This is a genomic window from Nocardia beijingensis NBRC 16342 (genome assembly GCF_001612785.1).
Classification (GTDB): Bacteria; Actinomycetota; Actinomycetes; order Mycobacteriales; family Mycobacteriaceae; genus Nocardia; species Nocardia beijingensis.
On sequence record NZ_BDBC01000007.1, the window covers coordinates 21,554 to 38,144 of the forward strand.

At 67.9% G+C, this 16,591-nt stretch carries 18 protein-coding genes; 10 read left to right on the forward strand and 8 right to left on the reverse strand.

The window, feature by feature from the left end:
• Positions 1–181 precede the first annotated feature (181 nt).
• The 6 genes from NB3_RS03045 (at position 182) to NB3_RS03070 (ending at position 5,413) form a co-directional block, all read left to right on the forward strand.
• Entirely contained in the window at positions 182–976 is a 795-nt protein-coding gene (locus NB3_RS03045; RefSeq protein WP_067796114.1) for an LLM class F420-dependent oxidoreductase, read from the forward strand.
• Between the two features lie 143 nt (positions 977–1,119).
• Positions 1,120–2,916, forward strand: a complete 1,797-nt coding sequence (locus NB3_RS03050) for an ABC transporter substrate-binding protein/permease (protein ID WP_067796116.1) — start codon at positions 1,120–1,122, stop codon at positions 2,914–2,916.
• The gene (locus NB3_RS03055) at positions 2,917–3,642 is read left to right on the forward strand and encodes an amino acid ABC transporter ATP-binding protein (protein ID WP_067796118.1); all 726 of its coding nucleotides are present in this window, start codon (positions 2,917–2,919) and stop codon (positions 3,640–3,642) included. It abuts the gene before it with no gap.
• 99 nt (positions 3,643–3,741) lie between these two features.
• The gene (locus NB3_RS03060; protein WP_067796121.1) at positions 3,742–4,038 is read left to right on the forward strand and encodes a hypothetical protein; all 297 of its coding nucleotides are present in this window, start codon (positions 3,742–3,744) and stop codon (positions 4,036–4,038) included.
• 33 nt (positions 4,039–4,071) lie between these two features.
• Complete coding sequence (locus tag NB3_RS03065; protein ID WP_067796124.1) at positions 4,072–4,911, forward strand: alpha/beta fold hydrolase; 840 nt, start codon at positions 4,072–4,074, stop codon at positions 4,909–4,911.
• Between the two features lie 97 nt (positions 4,912–5,008).
• Positions 5,009–5,413 (forward strand): nitroreductase family deazaflavin-dependent oxidoreductase, encoded by a 405-nt coding sequence (locus tag NB3_RS03070; protein WP_067796127.1) that lies wholly within the window; start codon positions 5,009–5,011, stop codon positions 5,411–5,413.
• A gap of 2 nt (positions 5,414–5,415) precedes the next feature.
• Here NB3_RS03070 and NB3_RS03075 read toward each other — a convergent pair whose 3' ends face one another.
• The 5 genes from NB3_RS03075 to NB3_RS03095 all read right to left on the reverse strand — a co-directional run bounded on the left by NB3_RS03075 (position 5,416) and on the right by NB3_RS03095 (position 11,021).
• Positions 5,416–5,658 (reverse strand): hypothetical protein, encoded by a 243-nt coding sequence (locus NB3_RS03075; RefSeq protein ID WP_067796130.1) that lies wholly within the window; start codon positions 5,656–5,658, stop codon positions 5,416–5,418.
• A 219-nt stretch (positions 5,659–5,877) separates the two neighbouring features.
• Positions 5,878–7,134, reverse strand: coding sequence for a CHAT domain-containing protein (locus NB3_RS03080; protein WP_067796134.1), 1,257 nt, complete (start codon positions 7,132–7,134; stop codon positions 5,878–5,880).
• On the reverse strand, positions 7,131–8,657 hold the full coding sequence (locus NB3_RS03085) for a tetratricopeptide repeat protein (protein WP_067796137.1): 1,527 nt from the start codon (positions 8,655–8,657) through the stop codon (positions 7,131–7,133). Before NB3_RS03085 ends, NB3_RS03080 begins: the two co-directional genes overlap by 4 nt.
• Position 8,658: 1 nt before the next feature.
• Positions 8,659–9,678: a hypothetical protein gene (locus NB3_RS03090; protein WP_067796140.1), complete on the reverse strand. Its 1,020-nt coding sequence runs from the start codon at positions 9,676–9,678 to the stop codon at positions 8,659–8,661.
• Positions 9,678–11,021: a hypothetical protein gene (locus tag NB3_RS03095; protein WP_067796144.1), complete on the reverse strand. Its 1,344-nt coding sequence runs from the start codon at positions 11,019–11,021 to the stop codon at positions 9,678–9,680. The genes NB3_RS03090 and NB3_RS03095 overlap by 1 nt, the downstream gene beginning before the upstream one ends.
• Before the next feature lie 130 nt (positions 11,022–11,151).
• Between NB3_RS03095 and NB3_RS03100 the strand changes: the two genes are divergently transcribed.
• The 3 genes from NB3_RS03100 to NB3_RS03110 all read left to right on the forward strand — a co-directional run bounded on the left by NB3_RS03100 (position 11,152) and on the right by NB3_RS03110 (position 12,610).
• Positions 11,152–11,514 carry a hypothetical protein gene (locus NB3_RS03100; protein WP_067796147.1) on the forward strand — a complete coding sequence of 121 codons (363 nt, stop codon included), beginning with the start codon at positions 11,152–11,154 and terminating at the stop codon, positions 11,512–11,514.
• 125 nt (positions 11,515–11,639) lie between these two features.
• Positions 11,640–12,083 (forward strand): hypothetical protein, encoded by a 444-nt coding sequence (locus tag NB3_RS03105; RefSeq protein ID WP_067796150.1) that lies wholly within the window; start codon positions 11,640–11,642, stop codon positions 12,081–12,083.
• Between the two features lie 59 nt (positions 12,084–12,142).
• Positions 12,143–12,610, forward strand: coding sequence for a hypothetical protein (locus NB3_RS03110; RefSeq protein WP_067796152.1), 468 nt, complete (start codon positions 12,143–12,145; stop codon positions 12,608–12,610).
• 24 nt (positions 12,611–12,634) lie between these two features.
• Here the strand turns inward: NB3_RS03110 and NB3_RS03115 are convergent, their stop codons facing one another.
• Together NB3_RS03115 and NB3_RS34765 are read right to left on the reverse strand one after the other, a co-directional pair.
• Positions 12,635–13,576, reverse strand: coding sequence for a methyltransferase (locus NB3_RS03115; RefSeq protein ID WP_067796156.1), 942 nt, complete (start codon positions 13,574–13,576; stop codon positions 12,635–12,637).
• Positions 13,577–14,115: 539 nt separating this feature from the next.
• Positions 14,116–14,286, reverse strand: coding sequence for a hypothetical protein (locus NB3_RS34765; RefSeq protein WP_157111466.1), 171 nt, complete (start codon positions 14,284–14,286; stop codon positions 14,116–14,118).
• A gap of 692 nt (positions 14,287–14,978) precedes the next feature.
• Here NB3_RS34765 and NB3_RS03120 point away from each other — a divergent pair.
• Entirely contained in the window at positions 14,979–15,374 is a 396-nt protein-coding gene (locus NB3_RS03120) for a hypothetical protein (protein WP_067796159.1), read from the forward strand.
• Between the two features lie 63 nt (positions 15,375–15,437).
• Here the strand turns inward: NB3_RS03120 and NB3_RS03125 are convergent, their stop codons facing one another.
• The gene (locus NB3_RS03125; RefSeq protein WP_067796556.1) at positions 15,438–16,469 is read right to left on the reverse strand and encodes a fused (3R)-hydroxyacyl-ACP dehydratase subunits HadA/HadB; all 1,032 of its coding nucleotides are present in this window, start codon (positions 16,467–16,469) and stop codon (positions 15,438–15,440) included.
• Between the last annotated feature and the right edge of the window lie 122 nt (positions 16,470–16,591).

Here is a 16,591-nt window from a genome sequence, read left to right on the forward strand (position 1 = left end):
AGGTACGCATAGTGGGCACAGCCGGACGTAGTCCGTCCTCGGCCGCGCATGGCCGGAGCGAAGGCGGAGGTGCGCCTGACGCGCGCGGGACGAGCCGGAAGCATCATGCGGCGGCTGCGGGAACCCCCACCGCGCCGGTAGCCTCGGGGCGGGGACGGGACCGATCGACGAGGAGAATGCCATGAGTCGTCCAGTTCGTATCGGAGTTCAGCTACAGCCGCAGCACGCGCCGGAGTACCGGCTCATTCGTGACGCGGTGTTGCGATGCGAGGACGCGGGCGTCGACATCGTGTTCAACTGGGACCACTTCTATCCGCTCACCGGCGATCCCGACGGCGCGCACTTCGAGTGCTGGACGATGCTCGGCGCGTTCGCCGAGCAGACGGAGCGGGTGGAGATCGGCGCGCTGGTCACCGGCGGCGGCTACCGCAATCCGGATCTGCTGGCCGACATGGCGCGCACCGTCGACCACATCAGCGGCGGGCGGCTCATCCTCGGTCTCGGCGCGGGCTGGTTCGAGAAGGACTACGACGAGTACGGCTACGACTTCGGCACCCCTGGCAGCAGGCTGGAACTGCTGAAGGAGACCCTCGCCAGGATCAGCGCCCGGCTGCCGAAGCTCAATCCGCGCCCGACCCGCGACCTGCCGATCCTGATCGGCGGCGGTGGCGAGAAGAAGACCTTGCGGCTCGTCGCGCAGTACGCCGACATGTGGCACACCTTCGCCGATCTGGACGTGATCGCGCACAAGAACAAGGTGCTCGCCGAGCACTGCGCCGCCGTCGGCACCGACCAGGCGCGCATCGAGCGTTCGGTGCAGTGGCCGGGGCTGGAGAAGGCTTCCGCTTTCGTCGAGGCGGGCGTGACCACCTTCACCATCGGGACGAGCGGTCCGGACTACGACCTGAGCGAGGTCGCGAAGGCCGTGCGCTGGCGCGACGAGGTCAACCCGGAACCGGTGAGCGGACTGGCCTGAGCGCCGACTGTTGCGCGGCGGCGGGGTGGAGTTCGAATCAGCGTGATCGAAACTCTCGACCGGTCACGGCGGCATGGCTTCCCGCGCTCCCGGTCTCGGGGTAGCTGCTGATTAGCAGATTTCCGTGGTTAAGGTTGTCCGTCATGGCTGTTCTGCCCGCTGTGCGGTCTCGTGCGTTGATCGCCGTGCTATTGCTTGCCGTCGGTCTCAGCGCGACGGCGTGCGGTTCCGGCTCCGACGACGCGGCCACCGAGCGCAACCTCTGCGCACCGCCGGGCCCGGCCGCCGCCTCCGCCGCGCCGACCAACCTGGCCTCATCGGCCGCAGCGGGTAGCGACCGCTACACCACCGCGACCACCGCGCCGCTGAGTTCGATCGATGTCTCGAAACTCGGCCTGATCACGCCGGGCAAGCTGAGCGTCGGCACGCTGTCGGACGCGCCGCCGAGCATCTGCGTCGACCGGCAGGGCACGTTCACCGGCTTCGACAACGAGCTGCTGAAGGCGATCGGCGCCAAGCTCGGCCTGCAGGTGGAGTTCTCCGGCACCGAGTTCGCCGGGCTGCTCGCCCAGGTGTCCGGCGGCCGTTTCGACGTGGGCTCGTCCAACATCACCACCACCGACGCGCGCCGCCAGCTGGTCGGCTTCACCAACGGATACGACTTCGGATACTTCTCGCTGGTGGTGCCGAGCGGCAGCGCGATCAAGGGGTTCGCCGACCTGAACCGTGGCACGCGGATCGCGGTGGTGCAGGGCACCGTGCAGGACGAGTTCGTGGTGAACCAGCTGCATCTGGACCCGGTGAAGTTCCCCGACTACAACACCGCCTACGCCAACCTGAAGTCCGGCCAGGTGGACGCCTGGGTGGCCCCGTCGGCCCAAGCCGAAGGAGCGATCAAGCCGGGTGACGGCACCTCGGTGTCGCAGAACACCTTCAGCCTGGACAATTTCGTCGGCTACGCGGTCGCCAAGAGCAATCAGCCGCTGATCGACGCGCTCAACAGCGGCTTGGACGCGGTGATCGCGGACGGCACCTACGCCAAGCTCTACACCGACTGGGTACCACGGGAGCTGCCGCCGGGGTGGAAGCCGGGGTCGCGGGCCGCGCCCGCGCCGCAGCTGCCGGATTTCGCCGCGCTCGCCGCGGGCAAGCAGAAGGACGAGACGGAACAGAACGCGCCGAAATCCACTGTGCGGCAGCTGAAGGACACGTTCTTCGACTGGTCGCTGTACCGCAAGGCGTTCCCCGACCTGTTCAAGACCGGGCTGCTCAATACGCTGATCCTGGCGGTGGTCTCCGGCGCGCTCGGCACCGTCATCGGCATGCTGCTCGCGGTCGCGGGGATTTCGCGGACCCGCTGGTTGCGCTGGCCCGCGCGGGTGTACACCGACATCTTCCGCGGCCTGCCCGCCGTGGTGATCATCCTGCTGATCGGTCTCGGCGTCGGTCCGGTGGTGCGTAACCTCACCGGCAACAACCCGTACTGGCTCGGTGCGGTCGCGCTGGCGTTGCTCGCCTCGGCCTACATCGGCGAGATCTTCCGCTCCGGCATCCAATCGGTCGAGGCCGGACAGTTGGAGGCGGCGCGCGCGATCGGCTTCGGTTACCGCCAGGCGATGACGCTGGTGGTGATCCCGCAGGGTGTGCGCCGGGTTCTGCCAGCTCTGATGAACCAGTTCATCGCCTTGATCAAGGATTCCTCGCTGATCTACTTCCTCGGCCTGCTCGCCACCCAGCGCGAGCTGTTCGCCGTCGGACGCGATCTCAACGCGCAGACCGGCAATCTGTCGCCGCTGGTGGCCGCCGGACTGGTCTATCTGCTGCTCACCATCCCGCTCACCCACCTGGTGAACTACATCGACCGCCGGATGCGGACCGGACGACCCGACCGGCCGATCGACCAGGTCGAGGCGGCCACGATCACGGAAGGGCGCGGATAGATGAGTGCCTCCCTCACCGGTACCGGACTGCATCTGACGCTGGGGCACAACCACGTGCTGCGCGGCATCGATATCCACGTCGACGCGGGCAAGACCGTCACCGTCATCGGGCCGTCCGGGTCGGGCAAGTCGACGCTGTTGCGGGTGCTGAACCGGTTGTACGAGCCGGACCAGGGCGACGTGCTGCTGGACGGCAAGTCCGTGCTCACCGAGAATCCGGACCGGTTGCGTCAGCGCATCGGCATGGTGTTCCAGCATTTCAACCTCTTTCCGCACAAGACCGTCGCGGACAACGTCGCGCTCGGCCCGCGCAAGCTGCGCGGCCTGTCCAAGGACGAGGCGCGCGCGGTGGCCGTAGAGCAGTTGGAGATCGTCGGTCTGGCCGACAAGGCCGATTCGCGTCCGGCGAACCTGTCCGGTGGGCAGCAGCAGCGCGTCGCGATCGCGCGGGCGCTGGCCATGCGGCCGGAGATCATGTTTTTCGACGAGGCCACCTCGGCGCTGGACCCCGAGCTGGTGAAGGGCGTGCTCGGCCTGATGGCCGACCTGGCCTCCGGCGGTATGTCGATGGTCGTGGTGACCCACGAGATGGGTTTCGCGCGCACGGTGTCCGACAGCGTGGTGTTCATGGATCAGGGGCAGGTGGTGGAGACCGGCACGCCCGACGCGCTGTTCGACGACGCGCAGACTCCGCGCCTGCGCAGGTTCCTTTCCCAGGTGCTCTGAGCCGAGCCAGCACGCGCAGGGCAATTTCATTGATGCGCATCTGCTAATGTATTTGTCATCACGATTCCAGCTATCCGCGCCAGGAAAGAGGGAAGTTCGATGACCACAGCACACGCTCAGCACACCGGCCACGATCATGTGCACGGCCCCGGCTGCGGGCACACGGCGTTCCAGCACGGCGATCACATCGACTACGCCCATGATGGTCATCTGCACCGCGAACACGAAGGTCACTACGACGAGTGCGAGCGGTCCGAGCACACCGAGTGCCGCGATCACCCGCACCAGCACGGCCCCAACTGCGGCCACGAGGCCGTCCAGCACGGCGACCATGTCGACTATGTGCACGAGGGCCACCGCCACGCCGCTCACGACGGACACTTCGACGAGCACTGACGCGCGTCGGTGCCCGGTTCTAGAGTCGGGCGGGTGATCGAAGAACACGAGATTCGCACTGAGGCCGGCACCTTCGACGTACTTGCCGCAGGCGATCCCGCCGGCCGGGAAGTGCTGTTGCTGCACGAATTCCCCGAAGGCGCGCGCGAGTGGGAGTCTCAGCTCCGCGTGCTCGGCGGCGGTGGGTGCCGCGTCGTCGCGCCCGACCAACGCGGTTACTCGCCGGGGGTGCGGCCCGAGCGAGCCGCCGACTATCGACTGGAGGAACTGGTCGGCGACGTGGTCGCGATAGCCGACGCGCTGGGCTGGGAGCGCTTCGACCTGATCGGCCACGGCTGCGGCGCGCGGGTCGGATGGACAATGGCGGCGGAACTGCCCGAGCGGGTCCGCACGTTCAGCGCGGTGTCGCATCCCCATCCCGCCGCACTCCAGCAGGCGATAGCCGAGGACGAGGATCAAGCGCAGCGGTCACATCATGTGATCGCCCTCCGGCAGCCGCGCACCGCGGAGCGGACTCTGCTCGCCGACGACGCCGCCGCGCTGCGCCGGATCTTCGAGTGGAAGATCCCGGAGGAAAACGTCGAGTATTACGTGCGCCGGTTGTCGCGGCCCGGCGCGCTCACCGCCGCGTTGAACTGGTATCGCGCCATGGACCTCGCCGGTCCGACCGGCCCGGCGTGCGTTCCCACCCTGTACGTCTGGGGCACCGAGGATGCGGCCTTCGGCTCCACCGCGGCGCTGGCCACCGAGAAATACGTCTCCGGCCCGTACCGATTCGAGATGCTCGAGGACGTCTCGCACTGGGTCCCGGAAGAGGCGCCGGAGGCGCTGACCCGGCTGCTGCTCCAGCACCTGCTCGCCCATCGCGGATGAATGCGCCGGTGCCGCCACCGATCCCGGCGTTTCCCGGACACGGTATGCGGCCGGAGGGAAAGCTGAGCCTCGTCCCCACAGGCAAGGGAGGTGAACCGTGGACGTCAAGGAAGTCAATCGGCGAGCCATCGCTCAGTTCCGAGCGGGCGGCGAGATCGATGGCATGCGGCGCGACCGTCTGATCCTGCTCACCACGATCGGCCGCAGAACCGGCGCCCCCTACACCACCCCGCTGATGTTCCATCGCGACGGCGACCGCCTGCTCATCGTCGCTTCCAACATCGGAGCGCCGAAACATCCCGACTGGTATGCGAACCTGCGGGCTGACTCGCGGGTCACCGTCGAGGCGGACGAGGAGAGCTTTCCGGCGCTGGCCACCCCGTTGACCGGTGACGATCGCGCCCGCACCTGGGCGATGCTCAAGCGGACCTATCCGTTCTTCGCCGAACACGAGATGAAGACGTCCCGGGTGATCCCGGTGGTCGCCCTCACGCGCGTGTGAAGCTAGCGGCGCGCGCCCGTGTCGGCGCGGGCGGCCGTCGCCTCGACTCGCCGCTCGGCGAACAGGTCGAGCAGAGCGGTCAGGCTGTCCGGGTCGGCGGGGTCTACTGCCCCGTCCGGTAGGGCCAGTTCGGTGAGCCGTTGCCCCCGATGGAAGGCGGTGGGGCGCAGCGGGGGTGCGTCGTCGGGTTGTCCGAGGATGGTGGCGAGGTTTCCGTCGTTGTCGTAGACGGCGTAGTAACGCATTGGTGGGCTCCTCAGCGGCCGGTCGAGGCGGTCATCCGACTGGTGTAACTGCTTCTCCTGATCGCGAATCGTGGTGGGTGACGGCGTTCGAGCTTATCCACACGTTCGATGCTGAGTGTCGGTTTGCGCAGTAGTTGCGTTACCCATTTTTCAGCCACCCACGCGGAATAACCGCACGTAGACCGGTATATGGAGACCGCGCGGCATGGTTTGCCCGAGTCAGGCGCACACGGTGGCGAAGGCCGCCCAGAGCACCGGGGAATGCTCGATCCGGCCGGTCTCGCGCCACGCGGTGAGGCGGTCGCGCTGCCATGCGGCGATGGCGGTCACCGGGTCGGGCCGCTCGTGTGCCGCGTCGATGGCACAGACGGCCTCCTGGAGCGGCTGGGCCCGCGCCGGTGCGCCCGCGATGCGCTGGAAGGCGAAATCGGTGGGCAGGGGCCACCGGCTGGCGGTGACCAGTTCCGCGCCGCCGGTGATCATCGCGGCGGTCAGGCCGAGCGCCTCGCTGAACCGCAGATCGCCGCCGCTCTCACAGGCGATCAGCGCGACCCGGCTCGGCATCGGCCACAGCCGCGCTCCGGCAACCGGTTCCGTGGCGATGGTGTGCGTGCCGAGCAGCAGGTCTTTGGCCGAGAGCGGCCGGTGGGTGCGGGATGGTTCGGCGAAGCCGACGGCATCGGCGGCGCAGGCGAGGTGCAGTTCGGCGTCCTCGCTGCGGCCGGATTCGGGCGCGGCGGCCGTGACGTGCCCGACGTAGAGCAAGCGGCTCGCGCCCGCGCGCAGGACGGAGCCGAGCCAGTCGCGATCGACATCCGTGCGCCGGAACGCCTCGACCGGGTTCGATACCGCGGGCCGCAAGCGGTCGTTCGCGGCGTAACTCGCGATTCGTCGCGCTAGCGGGGCTTCGGCGGTCATCCGGCCCAGCACCGAGCCGAGCGTCGAATCGGCGCGGAAACCGGGAATGCGCGGGTCGAGCACCGCGACGACCGGATGCCCTTCGGTCTCGGTCCAGGTGCGCGCGACCCGTCCTGGCGCTTGCCCGACGCTCGCCGGGGCCAGCAGGCTCACGTCGGCGATGTCGATCAGCCGGACATCGCGATCCGGCGCGATGAGTTCCCACGGAACCTGGGCGACGCGTGGTGACGGTTGCAGCCGGATATGCGGGCGCACACCGCGCTGCCACAGGTCGTAGAGTTGCGCGGCCAACCCGTAGGGCAACAGCGCTCGGGAAAGTTCCTGTGCCACGTCGTATTCCCGCTCGTAATCGGCGAACGCGCCGGTGGTGAGCGCCCGCTCGAGACCGCCCGGCTCGGCGGGACGCGGCAGCGCGCCGGTGAGCAGTTCCACCGCCCGCATCGCCGCGTCCTGCGGAAGCATGCCCGCGCCGCGCGGGGAGCTTTCCTCGACCCATCGCCACGACACGTAGATGTCGCCCGCGTCCGCCATGCGGACCAGCACCGTCGGTCGCGTCATACCGTCAGCACCCGCTCGTCGCGGATCACCCGGCCGTAGCGCTGCTCGGCGGCGGCGATGAACGGCGCGAGCGCGATCCGCCCTTCCGCGGCCAGTGCCAGGCGCGGCGGCGGCGCGACCGGCAGACCCGCACCGGCCGCGACCTCGGCCAGGGCGGCGCCCAGTTGCAGAGCGGCGCTGCCGGGATGATCGGCGAAGTCCTCCGGTGGGTCCAACAGATCGAGTGGGAGCCGAGCTGGAGTTTCCGGTTCGGTGCGATCGAGAGCGAGGGTGGTTCCAGCGCATTGTGTTTCGATCAGATCGGTCACGAGCACGCCGTTGCCGGAAAGGTAGGCGAAGCGGAACGCCAACCGCATCGCGGGGGCGGCGATCTGCCGGTTCCACTGCTCTCGCTGCGTGCCGTTCGGCAAGGTGTGGCGCACCGCGTCGATGGCAAGGGCAGCGGGCACGGCGATGCCGACGGCGCGCGCGAGCAGCTCCGCCTGCGGCGGCTCGGTCGCGTCGATCGCGGCTTCCAGCAGCGTCGCGTGCCAGAAATCCAGCTGGGCGCAGTGCAGGCCGAGGCCGCGTTCGGCATAGATCGCGAACGCCGCGGCCAGCAATTGCTCGCCCTGCGCGGCCTGTCCGGACTTGAACGCCACGGTGGCGGAGCGAATGCGCAGGTCGGCCGCATCGAGGACGGCTCCGGACGCGCCGAAATACGTCAGGCTCCGCTGATAGAGGTCCTGCGCGCCCGCCAGATCGCCGCGGCCCTCGGCGAGAAAGCCCATGGTCTTGAGGCCGACTCCGGCCCGGTGGCCCAATCCGGCCTGCTCGAAATACGCCTGACTGGAGCGCAGCGGGGCCTCGGCCTCGTCATACCGCTCGAGGCGGACGAGCATGATGGCGAGATTCTGTTCGGTCTCGGCGACCGCGTTGCGATCCCCCGCGGACTCGAACGCGGCCAGCGCCTGCCGCGCGAAATCCACGGCCAGATCGCGGCGTCCGGTCTCGAAGTACGCGGCGGCGAGATTCATCAGCGGATGGCCGGCCAGTTGCGGTGCGAATCGCCGTGCTGCGTCCAGTGATTCGGTGGCCAGTTCGACGGCGTAGGCCCAGTTCTGCCGGTGCAACGCGACGGCGGTGAGCGAGAGCAGGCAGGCCACGCGCAGCACGCCGAGATCGGTGTCGGTGTTGTCGGCGAGCAAGGCTCGCGCCTGCTCCAGCGCCGCCTGCGCCGCGTCGAGGTCGCCGAGATGCTGAAGCGCCTGCGACATGTTGACCAGGGCGTTCGGGCGCAATCGCGGTGCGTGCTCCGGCATCTCGGCCAGCGCGGAACGGTAGAGGGCGAGTGCGGCGGCGTGGTCGCCGAGTTCGTCGGCCATGCTCGCGGCGTTGATGAGCGCGCCGAGTCTGATGTCGCCGGTGGTTCGTTCGGCGGCGTCCTCGAACCGGCGCTTCGCCTCGGCTGGGTCCCCGCTGGTGTAGGCGGCGGCGCCCGCTGCGAGCAGTTCCCGGCCGTCGTCCGGAGTCTCCTCGGCCATGTCAGAAATCCGAATCCATCGCGGCAGCGGCGATTTCCGCCAGCAGGAGCGAGTCGGCGGGGTTGCCGGACGCGTCGTCGGCGCGGTGCAGCCGTGCCGTGACCAGGTCGCGAATCCGCGCGCGCCTGCTCGCCGCGTCCGGCTCCGGTTCGTCCACGCCGACGCCGGGAACGTAGACGCGCACGGTCACGCCCGCTTCCGCACCGGCCGGGGCCGCGGTCTCCGCCCGCCAGAGTTCGCCGTCGCGGATCAGCGGCACGTCGGCGGCGTCGGCGGGGGTGCGAATTCCGGCGCGGGGATGCAGGTGCGCCGGGATGTCCGCCGGAGAGAGCGGGGCGGCGACAGCGCTCACCCGCACGATCGTCGACCCGTCCTCGCGCACCACTTCCCAGGACACGGCGCTTTCCGAGGCGTCGAGCAAGCCCGGTGGACAGCGCTGCCAGTCCCAGCCCGCGGTGCCTCTGGCCAAAACGAGAGCGCCGGGGGCGACGATGGTGGCCGGGCCTGCGGCCAGCGCGTAGTCCTCCGCCCGGCCGAGTGTCGCTGCGGCCGTGCGCTGCTCGGGGACCGCGTCGGCGCCGTCGACGATCAGCTCGCATTCCTCGCTCAGGGCGGCTATCTCGTCTTCCAGCAGGCCTTCGTCCAGCGGGGCGATGCCGTCCAGGGTCGAGGCGGGCCACCAGCGTGCCGCCCAGCGGGCGTAGCCGAGCCGCCGGGCGCGCGCGGCGAGGTCGGGCAGGGCGGGCTCGGCCGGGTATTCGCCTTCGCCGCCGGTGGATTCGTCGAGGGCGATGGCTACCTCCTCGCCGTATACCGCCCAGATCCACTCCTGGGCGAGGGCTACGTCGTCGAGCACCGCCGCCGGTGTCACCTGCTCGCTGAGCAGGCTCCAGGTCAAGTGCCCGCCCGCCACCTCGAGCACCAGCACGTCCACCCCGGCCGCGTCGTCCACGACGGTCGGAGCGTCGTCCGGTGCGATGATCCACAGGGCGTCGCGGCGGCGGATGCGTACGGTGCTCATCAGCTCGCCTTCGATTCCGCCGCGTCCGGCTCACCCGCGCTGGCCCGCACGCTCAGCGCCCGCTTGACCCGCGTGCGATGGTCCAGGATGACCGAACGCGCCACGCCGTCGAGCAGATCCCACAGCTCGTCCGGATCGTGGATCGCGTACTCCCTGACATCACGTCCGTGCAGCCGAACCCACAATCGCCGCAGGTAGGGCTGCCACGGCGTGATCAGCTCCCTGGCGATGGCGGCCAGCGGACCGGTCGGCGGCTCGGCCGAGACCACCAGCCGCCGCGCCTGCAACACATAGGCTTCCCGCTGCCAGCGGCTGTTGACCACCTGGTGCGCCGTGGATGGCGTTGTGCCTGTTCCGGCCGGACGCAGACGCGTTCGGCCCGTCGACGGGCCGCGGCGGTGCTCGATGGGCGCCAAGCCGGTCGCCAGCGCGGTCCCCGCCGTCGCTGTCACGCGCAGCGATTCGTCCAGCAGCGCCCAGGGTGCGCAACTGCGGGCGATCTCGGCGTCGACCAGCTCCGGTATCGGTGGCAGCTCCGCGCGTTCGGTGGACGCCTGCAACACGGTGAACACCCGCTCGTACACGGTGCGATCGAACGGGAGCCCGAGGGTCGATTTCGAGGCGGAGGAGCCGATCTCGGGGCGCAGCGGCACCGAATGCGTGGTCAGCCCCAATTCCTGAGCGGACGCCTCCCCCCACAGCCGGATTCCCGTGTGCGTACCGGCGTTGGCCGCGACCAGCCGGTCCAGGGCCCGTTGTCCGTCGGCGTCCGCGCCGAGCCGTGCCGCCGCGCAGGCTTCCAGCAGCTCGTCCACCTCCGCGTCGTGGTCGGCGCTCGCCGGGCCGGTGAGCGGACGCCGTCGCCAGGCCAGATCGAGCAACCCGGCCAGCTCGCGTTCCCTGGTGTGGTCGGTGAGGTACTCCTTCAGCGCCTGCGTGGTGCGCCCCGCCGTGTACTCGTGGATCTCGCGCAACGCCTCCTCCGCGACCGCGCGCGCCCGCGCCGGATCCGGTATGCCCGAGGTGGTCGCCAGCTCGAAACAGCGCTGGAAGTAAAGATCCTGCGGGTGCCCCTCGGTGATCCGCAATGTTCGCCGCACCTGCTTGAGCACCGTGAACCAAGCCGCCGTCGCGCGCAGCACATCGGCCGCCGCCTGGATGCGCGCCTCCAGCAACACCGCGCCGTCGGCCGTCAGGATCGGCCCCGCGCACGACGGATGCTGCACGGGCCGGATCACCAACGGGTCGAGCACGAGCTTCACCGTCCGGCGCAGCGGACCCCCGTGCGGGCCGCTGAGCGGTTCGACACCCTCGAGCTTGCGCCACACCTCATCGAGCACCATGGCGCGCGGTCGTCGCATGCGTGCAGTGTATTGGCCGCAGTACCTAAGCGCCTCTGCCGGTTTCAGAGCCGGCAGCCGTAACATCCGGCCGTCGACGGTCGAAGAGCACCGTGGAACAGGAGGCATTTTCATGAGGAATGTTATTACTGCCGCCGTACGCGTCGCGGCCGCTGGTATTTCGGGCCTGGCTTTCGTCGCTGTTGTCGGTTCCGGGACCGCCCAAGCGGCGCCGCAGGATTGCGTCGTCGGGCGCGATCTTTTCGGTGCGTCGGCGACTTGCCAACCCGACGGTGGAAGCAACTACGTCTTGCATGTCGACTGCTTCGGCCTCTACGCCAGCGGGCCGTTCCCCCAGTACGGCATCGGCTCCTACCAAGCGCTCAGCTACCCCTTCACGCCGACCGGTCAGCGCATCACCACGGGATGCACCGGAATGGGCCCCGGTGTTGTCGCGGTGGCGACCAACGCTTACGTCGAGATTTATCGCGGCTAGGGCCGGTGCCCAACTGCGGGCCCGGTGACTTCGAACTGCGTGTGGCTTACCCACACTTTTGACTTCGACGCCTAAGGTCTGATTCGGTCCGCCCATCCGGGGCAGCTGAGTGGAGGGATTCGAAGATGAAGCTCGAGAAGATCACCGCTGCCGTTTTCCTGGCCATCTCGGCCGTGGGTATAGCCGCGGCCACCGCCCATGCGGAACCGGTCGTCACGGAACAGTCGACCGCGGTGATTGCGGTGGACGCGACTGTCGTTTCGGACCATGGCATCGACTACCAGCCCGTCGGCGCGGACGATCGCACACTGACCTCGACACCGGCGGATATCGCGCAACCGCAGGACATCAGCTCCTACGACCGGCTCAAGGAGCAGGTCAACAAGAACCTGCCCGGCGTGGTCGGCGGCGCCATCGTGGGCGGCCTCCTCGGCGCGTGCATGCCCCTGATCTGGGGCGTCAGCGTCCCCGTTGGCGCGCTGATCGGCGCAACCGTCGGCGGCTACATCGCGGGCGGCCCGGAGTTCCTCGACGCCGTCCAGGCGTTCATCGCCACCCAGGGCCGGTGAGATAGCGACAATCGGGTTCCTGGCCACTGCCGCGTCGAGTTCATCGAAGAATTAGCGGAATGCTGTATCTGCACGACGACGAACACCAGGTGTGGGAGTTCGCGGTAGAACTCGGGTTGCCGGACGCGACCGGGCCAGGCGCCCTCGACGGTGAGGGAATCCACCCCGTCGCGCTGGCGCTCGAGAAGAGCACCCACCGGATCCGCCGGGCGAACCGTATCCCGTGCTTCACCAGCTTCGGGCCGGTCACGGCGGTCGACGAGTTCGCTCAGCGCGCGTGGGGCGACGCGTACGACCTGGCGCGCGTACCGGTTGAATGCCGTCTTGGCGTCTATGCGACTGACGAGGAGTTGGACGAACTGGTATCAGCGGTCGTAGCGGATCTCGGCATCGATGAAGACGGATACTCGACAGTAGTCGGCCGGAAGGTCACGGTCCGCCTGCGAGCCATCTCATTGGAAGCGCCGGAGAACAGCTTTTACCAGCACCTCGTAGACCAGTATCGGGATCAATCCCCCACGGATTGACTCCGTTCGCCAGAGCTAGGCCGGTCATCGGTCGAGGCGCAGCTCCAGCAGGCAGCGCTGTTCGGTCAGGTCGGTCACGGTGTCGAGGGTCAGGCCGTGAGCCGAGGCGAGCGTGCGGAATTCCTCGACGCGCCGTTCGCGGCCGCCGAAGATCACGAGCATGGCCAGGTCGAATTCGGTGCCGGCGTGGCGGCCTCCGACCGGTTCGATGATCAGGATCCGACCGTCGGGGTGGACTGCTTCGGCGCAGCGGGCGAGGATGCGGTGCGCATGGTCGTCGTCCCAGTCGTGCAGGATGTCACACAACAGGTAGGCGTGTGCTCCTTGTGGCAAGGGCTCGAAGAAGCTGCTTGCGCTGACCCGAGCCCGGTCGCCGAATCCATGGGCGGCGAAGGCGCGTGCCGCTGCGGTGGCAGTGGGTTCGAGCTCGATCAAATGTCCGCGGATGCCGGGATGGGCGGCCAGGATCGCGGCGAGCAGGGCGCCCCGACCGCCGCCCACGTCGATGATGGTCGGGAATCGAGTCCAGTCGACTCCGGTGACGATACGAGGGATTTGGTCGGTGAACCGGTCGATCATCTGCTGGTCGAACGAATCCCGCAGGTGTGGGTGTTGGTGGAGGTCGGCCCAGAAGTCCTGTCCGTAGCGGCGGGTGTAACCGGCTCGCCCCGTGGTGATGCTGTGCAGCAGCTCGGCGAACGCGAGTTCGGCCCGGCCGCCGGCCTTGTCCAGGTGCAGCAGGTTGATCAAGCCATTGCCCGCGTCTGCGCACAAGGCTTGGCCGTAGTCGGTGGTGCGGTACCCGGTGGGCGAGTGCTCGACGATGCCCAAGGCCACGAGATGGTTCAGCAGCAGCTCCAGCGCGACCTGGGGGACGCCGAGTTCGGCCGCCAAAAGCTCGGCGCTGGTGCCGCCACCACGCAGCCGGTCCGGTAGCTCCAGGGTCACCGCGACACGCAGCGTCATCGGTGTTGCCAGGGAAGCCTGGCTCCGGATCGCGGCGACATCGTGGTGGTCCACAAGGTGCAACTGTGGCACACAACCGCTCGTAGCTCCTATCGGTCCGACTCGAGGTCCGCTGGCCTTACCTCCGCATGGGCTGATGAAAGGACAAGGCCACTGTGACCCCAGGCTCGAGCGATGTCCCCGGCGGCTCGACCCCCACGTTTCGGGCGGCTGGAAGGAATTTACGACACCCCAGCTCGGGACGCTGGTCACGATCGTGTCACCAGGTACATGGACGTGTACGACCGGGACCTCCTCAGTGCTCACAAGCTTCATGAAGTAGGAGGCGCGAAAGACACTTACTTGTAACAAAATTTGGACTTTCGACCGATAGGGGACTCGGGTGCGGTGAGCGCGCTCGTTTCGCGTTGGAGGTCAACAATGTCGCAGTGGAGGAGAAGTTGGCGCACCGTTAGGCAGTCGGTCCTGCTGGCGGCAGTCGCCGGGACGGTCGCGCTTGTTCCGGCCGCGCTTGTCATACCGGCATTCGCAACCCCTGATCAAAGCCCGGTTACTACCGCACCGGTCACCACCGTGCCCGTGACGACCGCGCCGCCGGTGACCACTGCTCCGCCGGTAACGACCGCTCCGCCGGTGACCACTACTCCGCCGGTGACCACTACTCCGCCGGTCACCACCACTCCGCCGGTCACCACCACTCCGCCGGTCACCACCGAACCGCCCGTGACGACCCCATCATTTCCGAAACCCGCTGAGCCAGAGGATCCTTACGGCCCCGACGGCTTCGATATCTGGGGTTACGACCGTTGGGGTTATGACCATTACGGTTATGACCGTTGGGGTTATGACCGACAGGGCTACACCTCGCAGGGCTGCGCCCGCTCCGGCGAGGACCGACCCGATGCCGACCAACTGGCCTGTGAACTGCGCAGGGCGCGACCATCCACCGGCAGCGCGGGCATTTGAACCCCGCACCCTCCTGCTGAACACCTCCCACATCGACTCGTAGCGCAGAAAACTGCGCCGCGGGTCGATGCGCGTGGCCGGTCCGCCTTCCGGGGCACGCACGTTCGTCGTCCAGCCGTGCGAAGCAAAACCCTGGACCGCTAGAGCTTCCTTGTGTCCGAGAGAAATGTGGGGTCAGAGGTTCGCGATGACTTGCTGACACGGTGAACTAGGGTGGGTGGAGCCGGTCGAGGACCGAGTTGAAGCGGGGGTTGTTGTGTTCGACGTCAATCCGGAGCGCCTACGGACGGCAGGGCAAGCATTGGCCGGGTTACCAGCACAGATGGATGAAGTCGCGTCCTTGGACGCCGATCAGGTCGATGGGATGTTGGATGGATCCGCAGTCGGGCACAGCCTAGGGCAGACGACATCGTAGGCGTCTCAGGCGCGAGAAACGTTGCTGTTGGAATTCGATATGTCGAACCTGAGCCCCGCGGAACGCGATTTCGTGGACGGGGCTCTTGCCAGTTGGGTGGGAGTCTCGGCGAACGCGCCGATCCCAGTGCGTGCACTGGGGTTCGCCGATCGAGATCGGTTTGATGACGAAACCGCCAGGCTCCGCCGCGCTGTCCGCGACGGAACCGTGTTGACCGAGGTCGAGACGGCCAGAGTGCTTTTTCTGAGTGAACTGGCTTTCGGCAGTGACTTATTCGGCGCCGGCGTCGAATTCCAACTCGTCAACGGAATACGTGACGCTGAAGCGATCTCGATTCTGCGTTCCTTACAGCGGAAGCTCTATACCCGCGCTGGGGCAAAAGCGCTGTTCGAGCCCGGACTCTACGCGCCCGAATAACGGAGCCTCATGGCCCGTCGGCAGTCTCTCGTTCGGCAACCGGCGTAAGCCTGTTGAGCCGACCTACGCGAGACGCACCTCCGCCGTGGCGAGGCCGAAGATCTTGCGTCCTGAGGACTTCGCCACGATGACGACAACAGCGGTCCGGGTCCCGGGGTCGAGCGACTTGATACGCCCGGCGAACTCGACGCTCCCGGCAGCGACGGATTCGACGACCGTGTAGTTCGACAGCCGCACCCCGTACCTGGTGAGCGCGCCCGGATCACCGAGCCACCCGGTGACGAACCCTGCGCCGAGGCCCATGGTGAGCATGCCGTGCGCGATCACATCAGGAAGACCCGCCAGCGCGGCGACACCGTCGTGCCAGTGGATCGGGTTCGCGTCACCAGAGACCCCTGCGTAATTCACCAGATCACCCCGCGTCAGCGAAACGATCCGGGCAGGAAGCTCGGAGCCGACAGCGACGTCCTCGAATCGGATGGCGGTGCGCGGAATACGCGTGCGCGAGATCGTGGAGAGGCGTGGGCTGGTCTCCGGAACCGGGTCCGTCACACTCTGCTCGGCCGAGGCCGCGGTTCGCGAGGGCACATCGATACCGTGCATGATCACGCGTTCGATCGCGGAACCGATGCCCGCGTCGACTTCCTCACCGGTGATGCCGACCACGGTCGTATGCATGATCTGCACCACCTCACCGGTCTGATCGGCGAAAGTGTTGGTGACGGTGAGCAGGTCTTTGCCCGCTATGCGGCGAACCGAGGTGAGTTCGACATCGCTGATCAACCGGTCGCCGGTGACCACCGGCTTGTACGCCTCGAAGACTTGATCGGTTTGTACGAAAACGTCGTAGCCGCTGATGACTGTTTCGAAGAGCCTGCGGTTGGCCAGCATGGCGGCTGTCGAAATGAACGTGGTCGGCGCGACCAAACCGGCGTACCCGAGTTCACCTGCGGCGTCTTCACTCCAGTGCGCCGGATGAAAATCCTGAACAGCTCGCGCGTACTCGCGGATCTTCTCCCGGCCCACGTCGTAGTAGTCACCCACCCGATAGCGATGCCCCACCGAATCAGCCACATCGAACGTTGCTTCCACCAGGTCGCTCCTCGCTCCATCAGAACGCGAATCAGATATCAACGGAATCGAATTCGTAAGTGCACCCACCCTTCCACATCCGCATCGGAATGGCTGCTGCCAGCGTGGTGTCATGCCGGAGCGTG

Coding starts and splice junctions, on each gene's coding strand:
- NB3_RS03055 (WP_067796118.1), top strand. CDS start 2,917: ATGAGTGCCTCCCTCACCGGTACCGGACTGCATCTGACGCTGGGGCAC.
- NB3_RS03090 (WP_067796140.1), bottom strand. CDS start 9,678: ATGAGCACCGTACGCATCCGCCGCCGCGACGCCCTGTGGATCATCGCA.
- NB3_RS03080 (WP_067796134.1), bottom strand. CDS start 7,134: ATGACGCGACCGACGGTGCTGGTCCGCATGGCGGACGCGGGCGACATC.
- NB3_RS03050 (WP_067796116.1), top strand. CDS start 1,120: ATGGCTGTTCTGCCCGCTGTGCGGTCTCGTGCGTTGATCGCCGTGCTA.
- NB3_RS03095 (WP_067796144.1), bottom strand. CDS start 11,021: ATGGTGCTCGATGAGGTGTGGCGCAAGCTCGAGGGTGTCGAACCGCTC.
- NB3_RS03110 (WP_067796152.1), top strand. CDS start 12,143: ATGCTGTATCTGCACGACGACGAACACCAGGTGTGGGAGTTCGCGGTA.
- NB3_RS03060 (WP_067796121.1), top strand. CDS start 3,742: ATGACCACAGCACACGCTCAGCACACCGGCCACGATCATGTGCACGGC.
- NB3_RS03085 (WP_067796137.1), bottom strand. CDS start 8,657: ATGGCCGAGGAGACTCCGGACGACGGCCGGGAACTGCTCGCAGCGGGC.
- NB3_RS03100 (WP_067796147.1), top strand. CDS start 11,152: ATGAGGAATGTTATTACTGCCGCCGTACGCGTCGCGGCCGCTGGTATT.
- NB3_RS03045 (WP_067796114.1), top strand. CDS start 182: ATGAGTCGTCCAGTTCGTATCGGAGTTCAGCTACAGCCGCAGCACGCG.
- NB3_RS03105 (WP_067796150.1), top strand. CDS start 11,640: ATGAAGCTCGAGAAGATCACCGCTGCCGTTTTCCTGGCCATCTCGGCC.
- NB3_RS03115 (WP_067796156.1), bottom strand. CDS start 13,576: ATGACGCTGCGTGTCGCGGTGACCCTGGAGCTACCGGACCGGCTGCGT.
- NB3_RS03075 (WP_067796130.1), bottom strand. CDS start 5,658: ATGCGTTACTACGCCGTCTACGACAACGACGGAAACCTCGCCACCATC.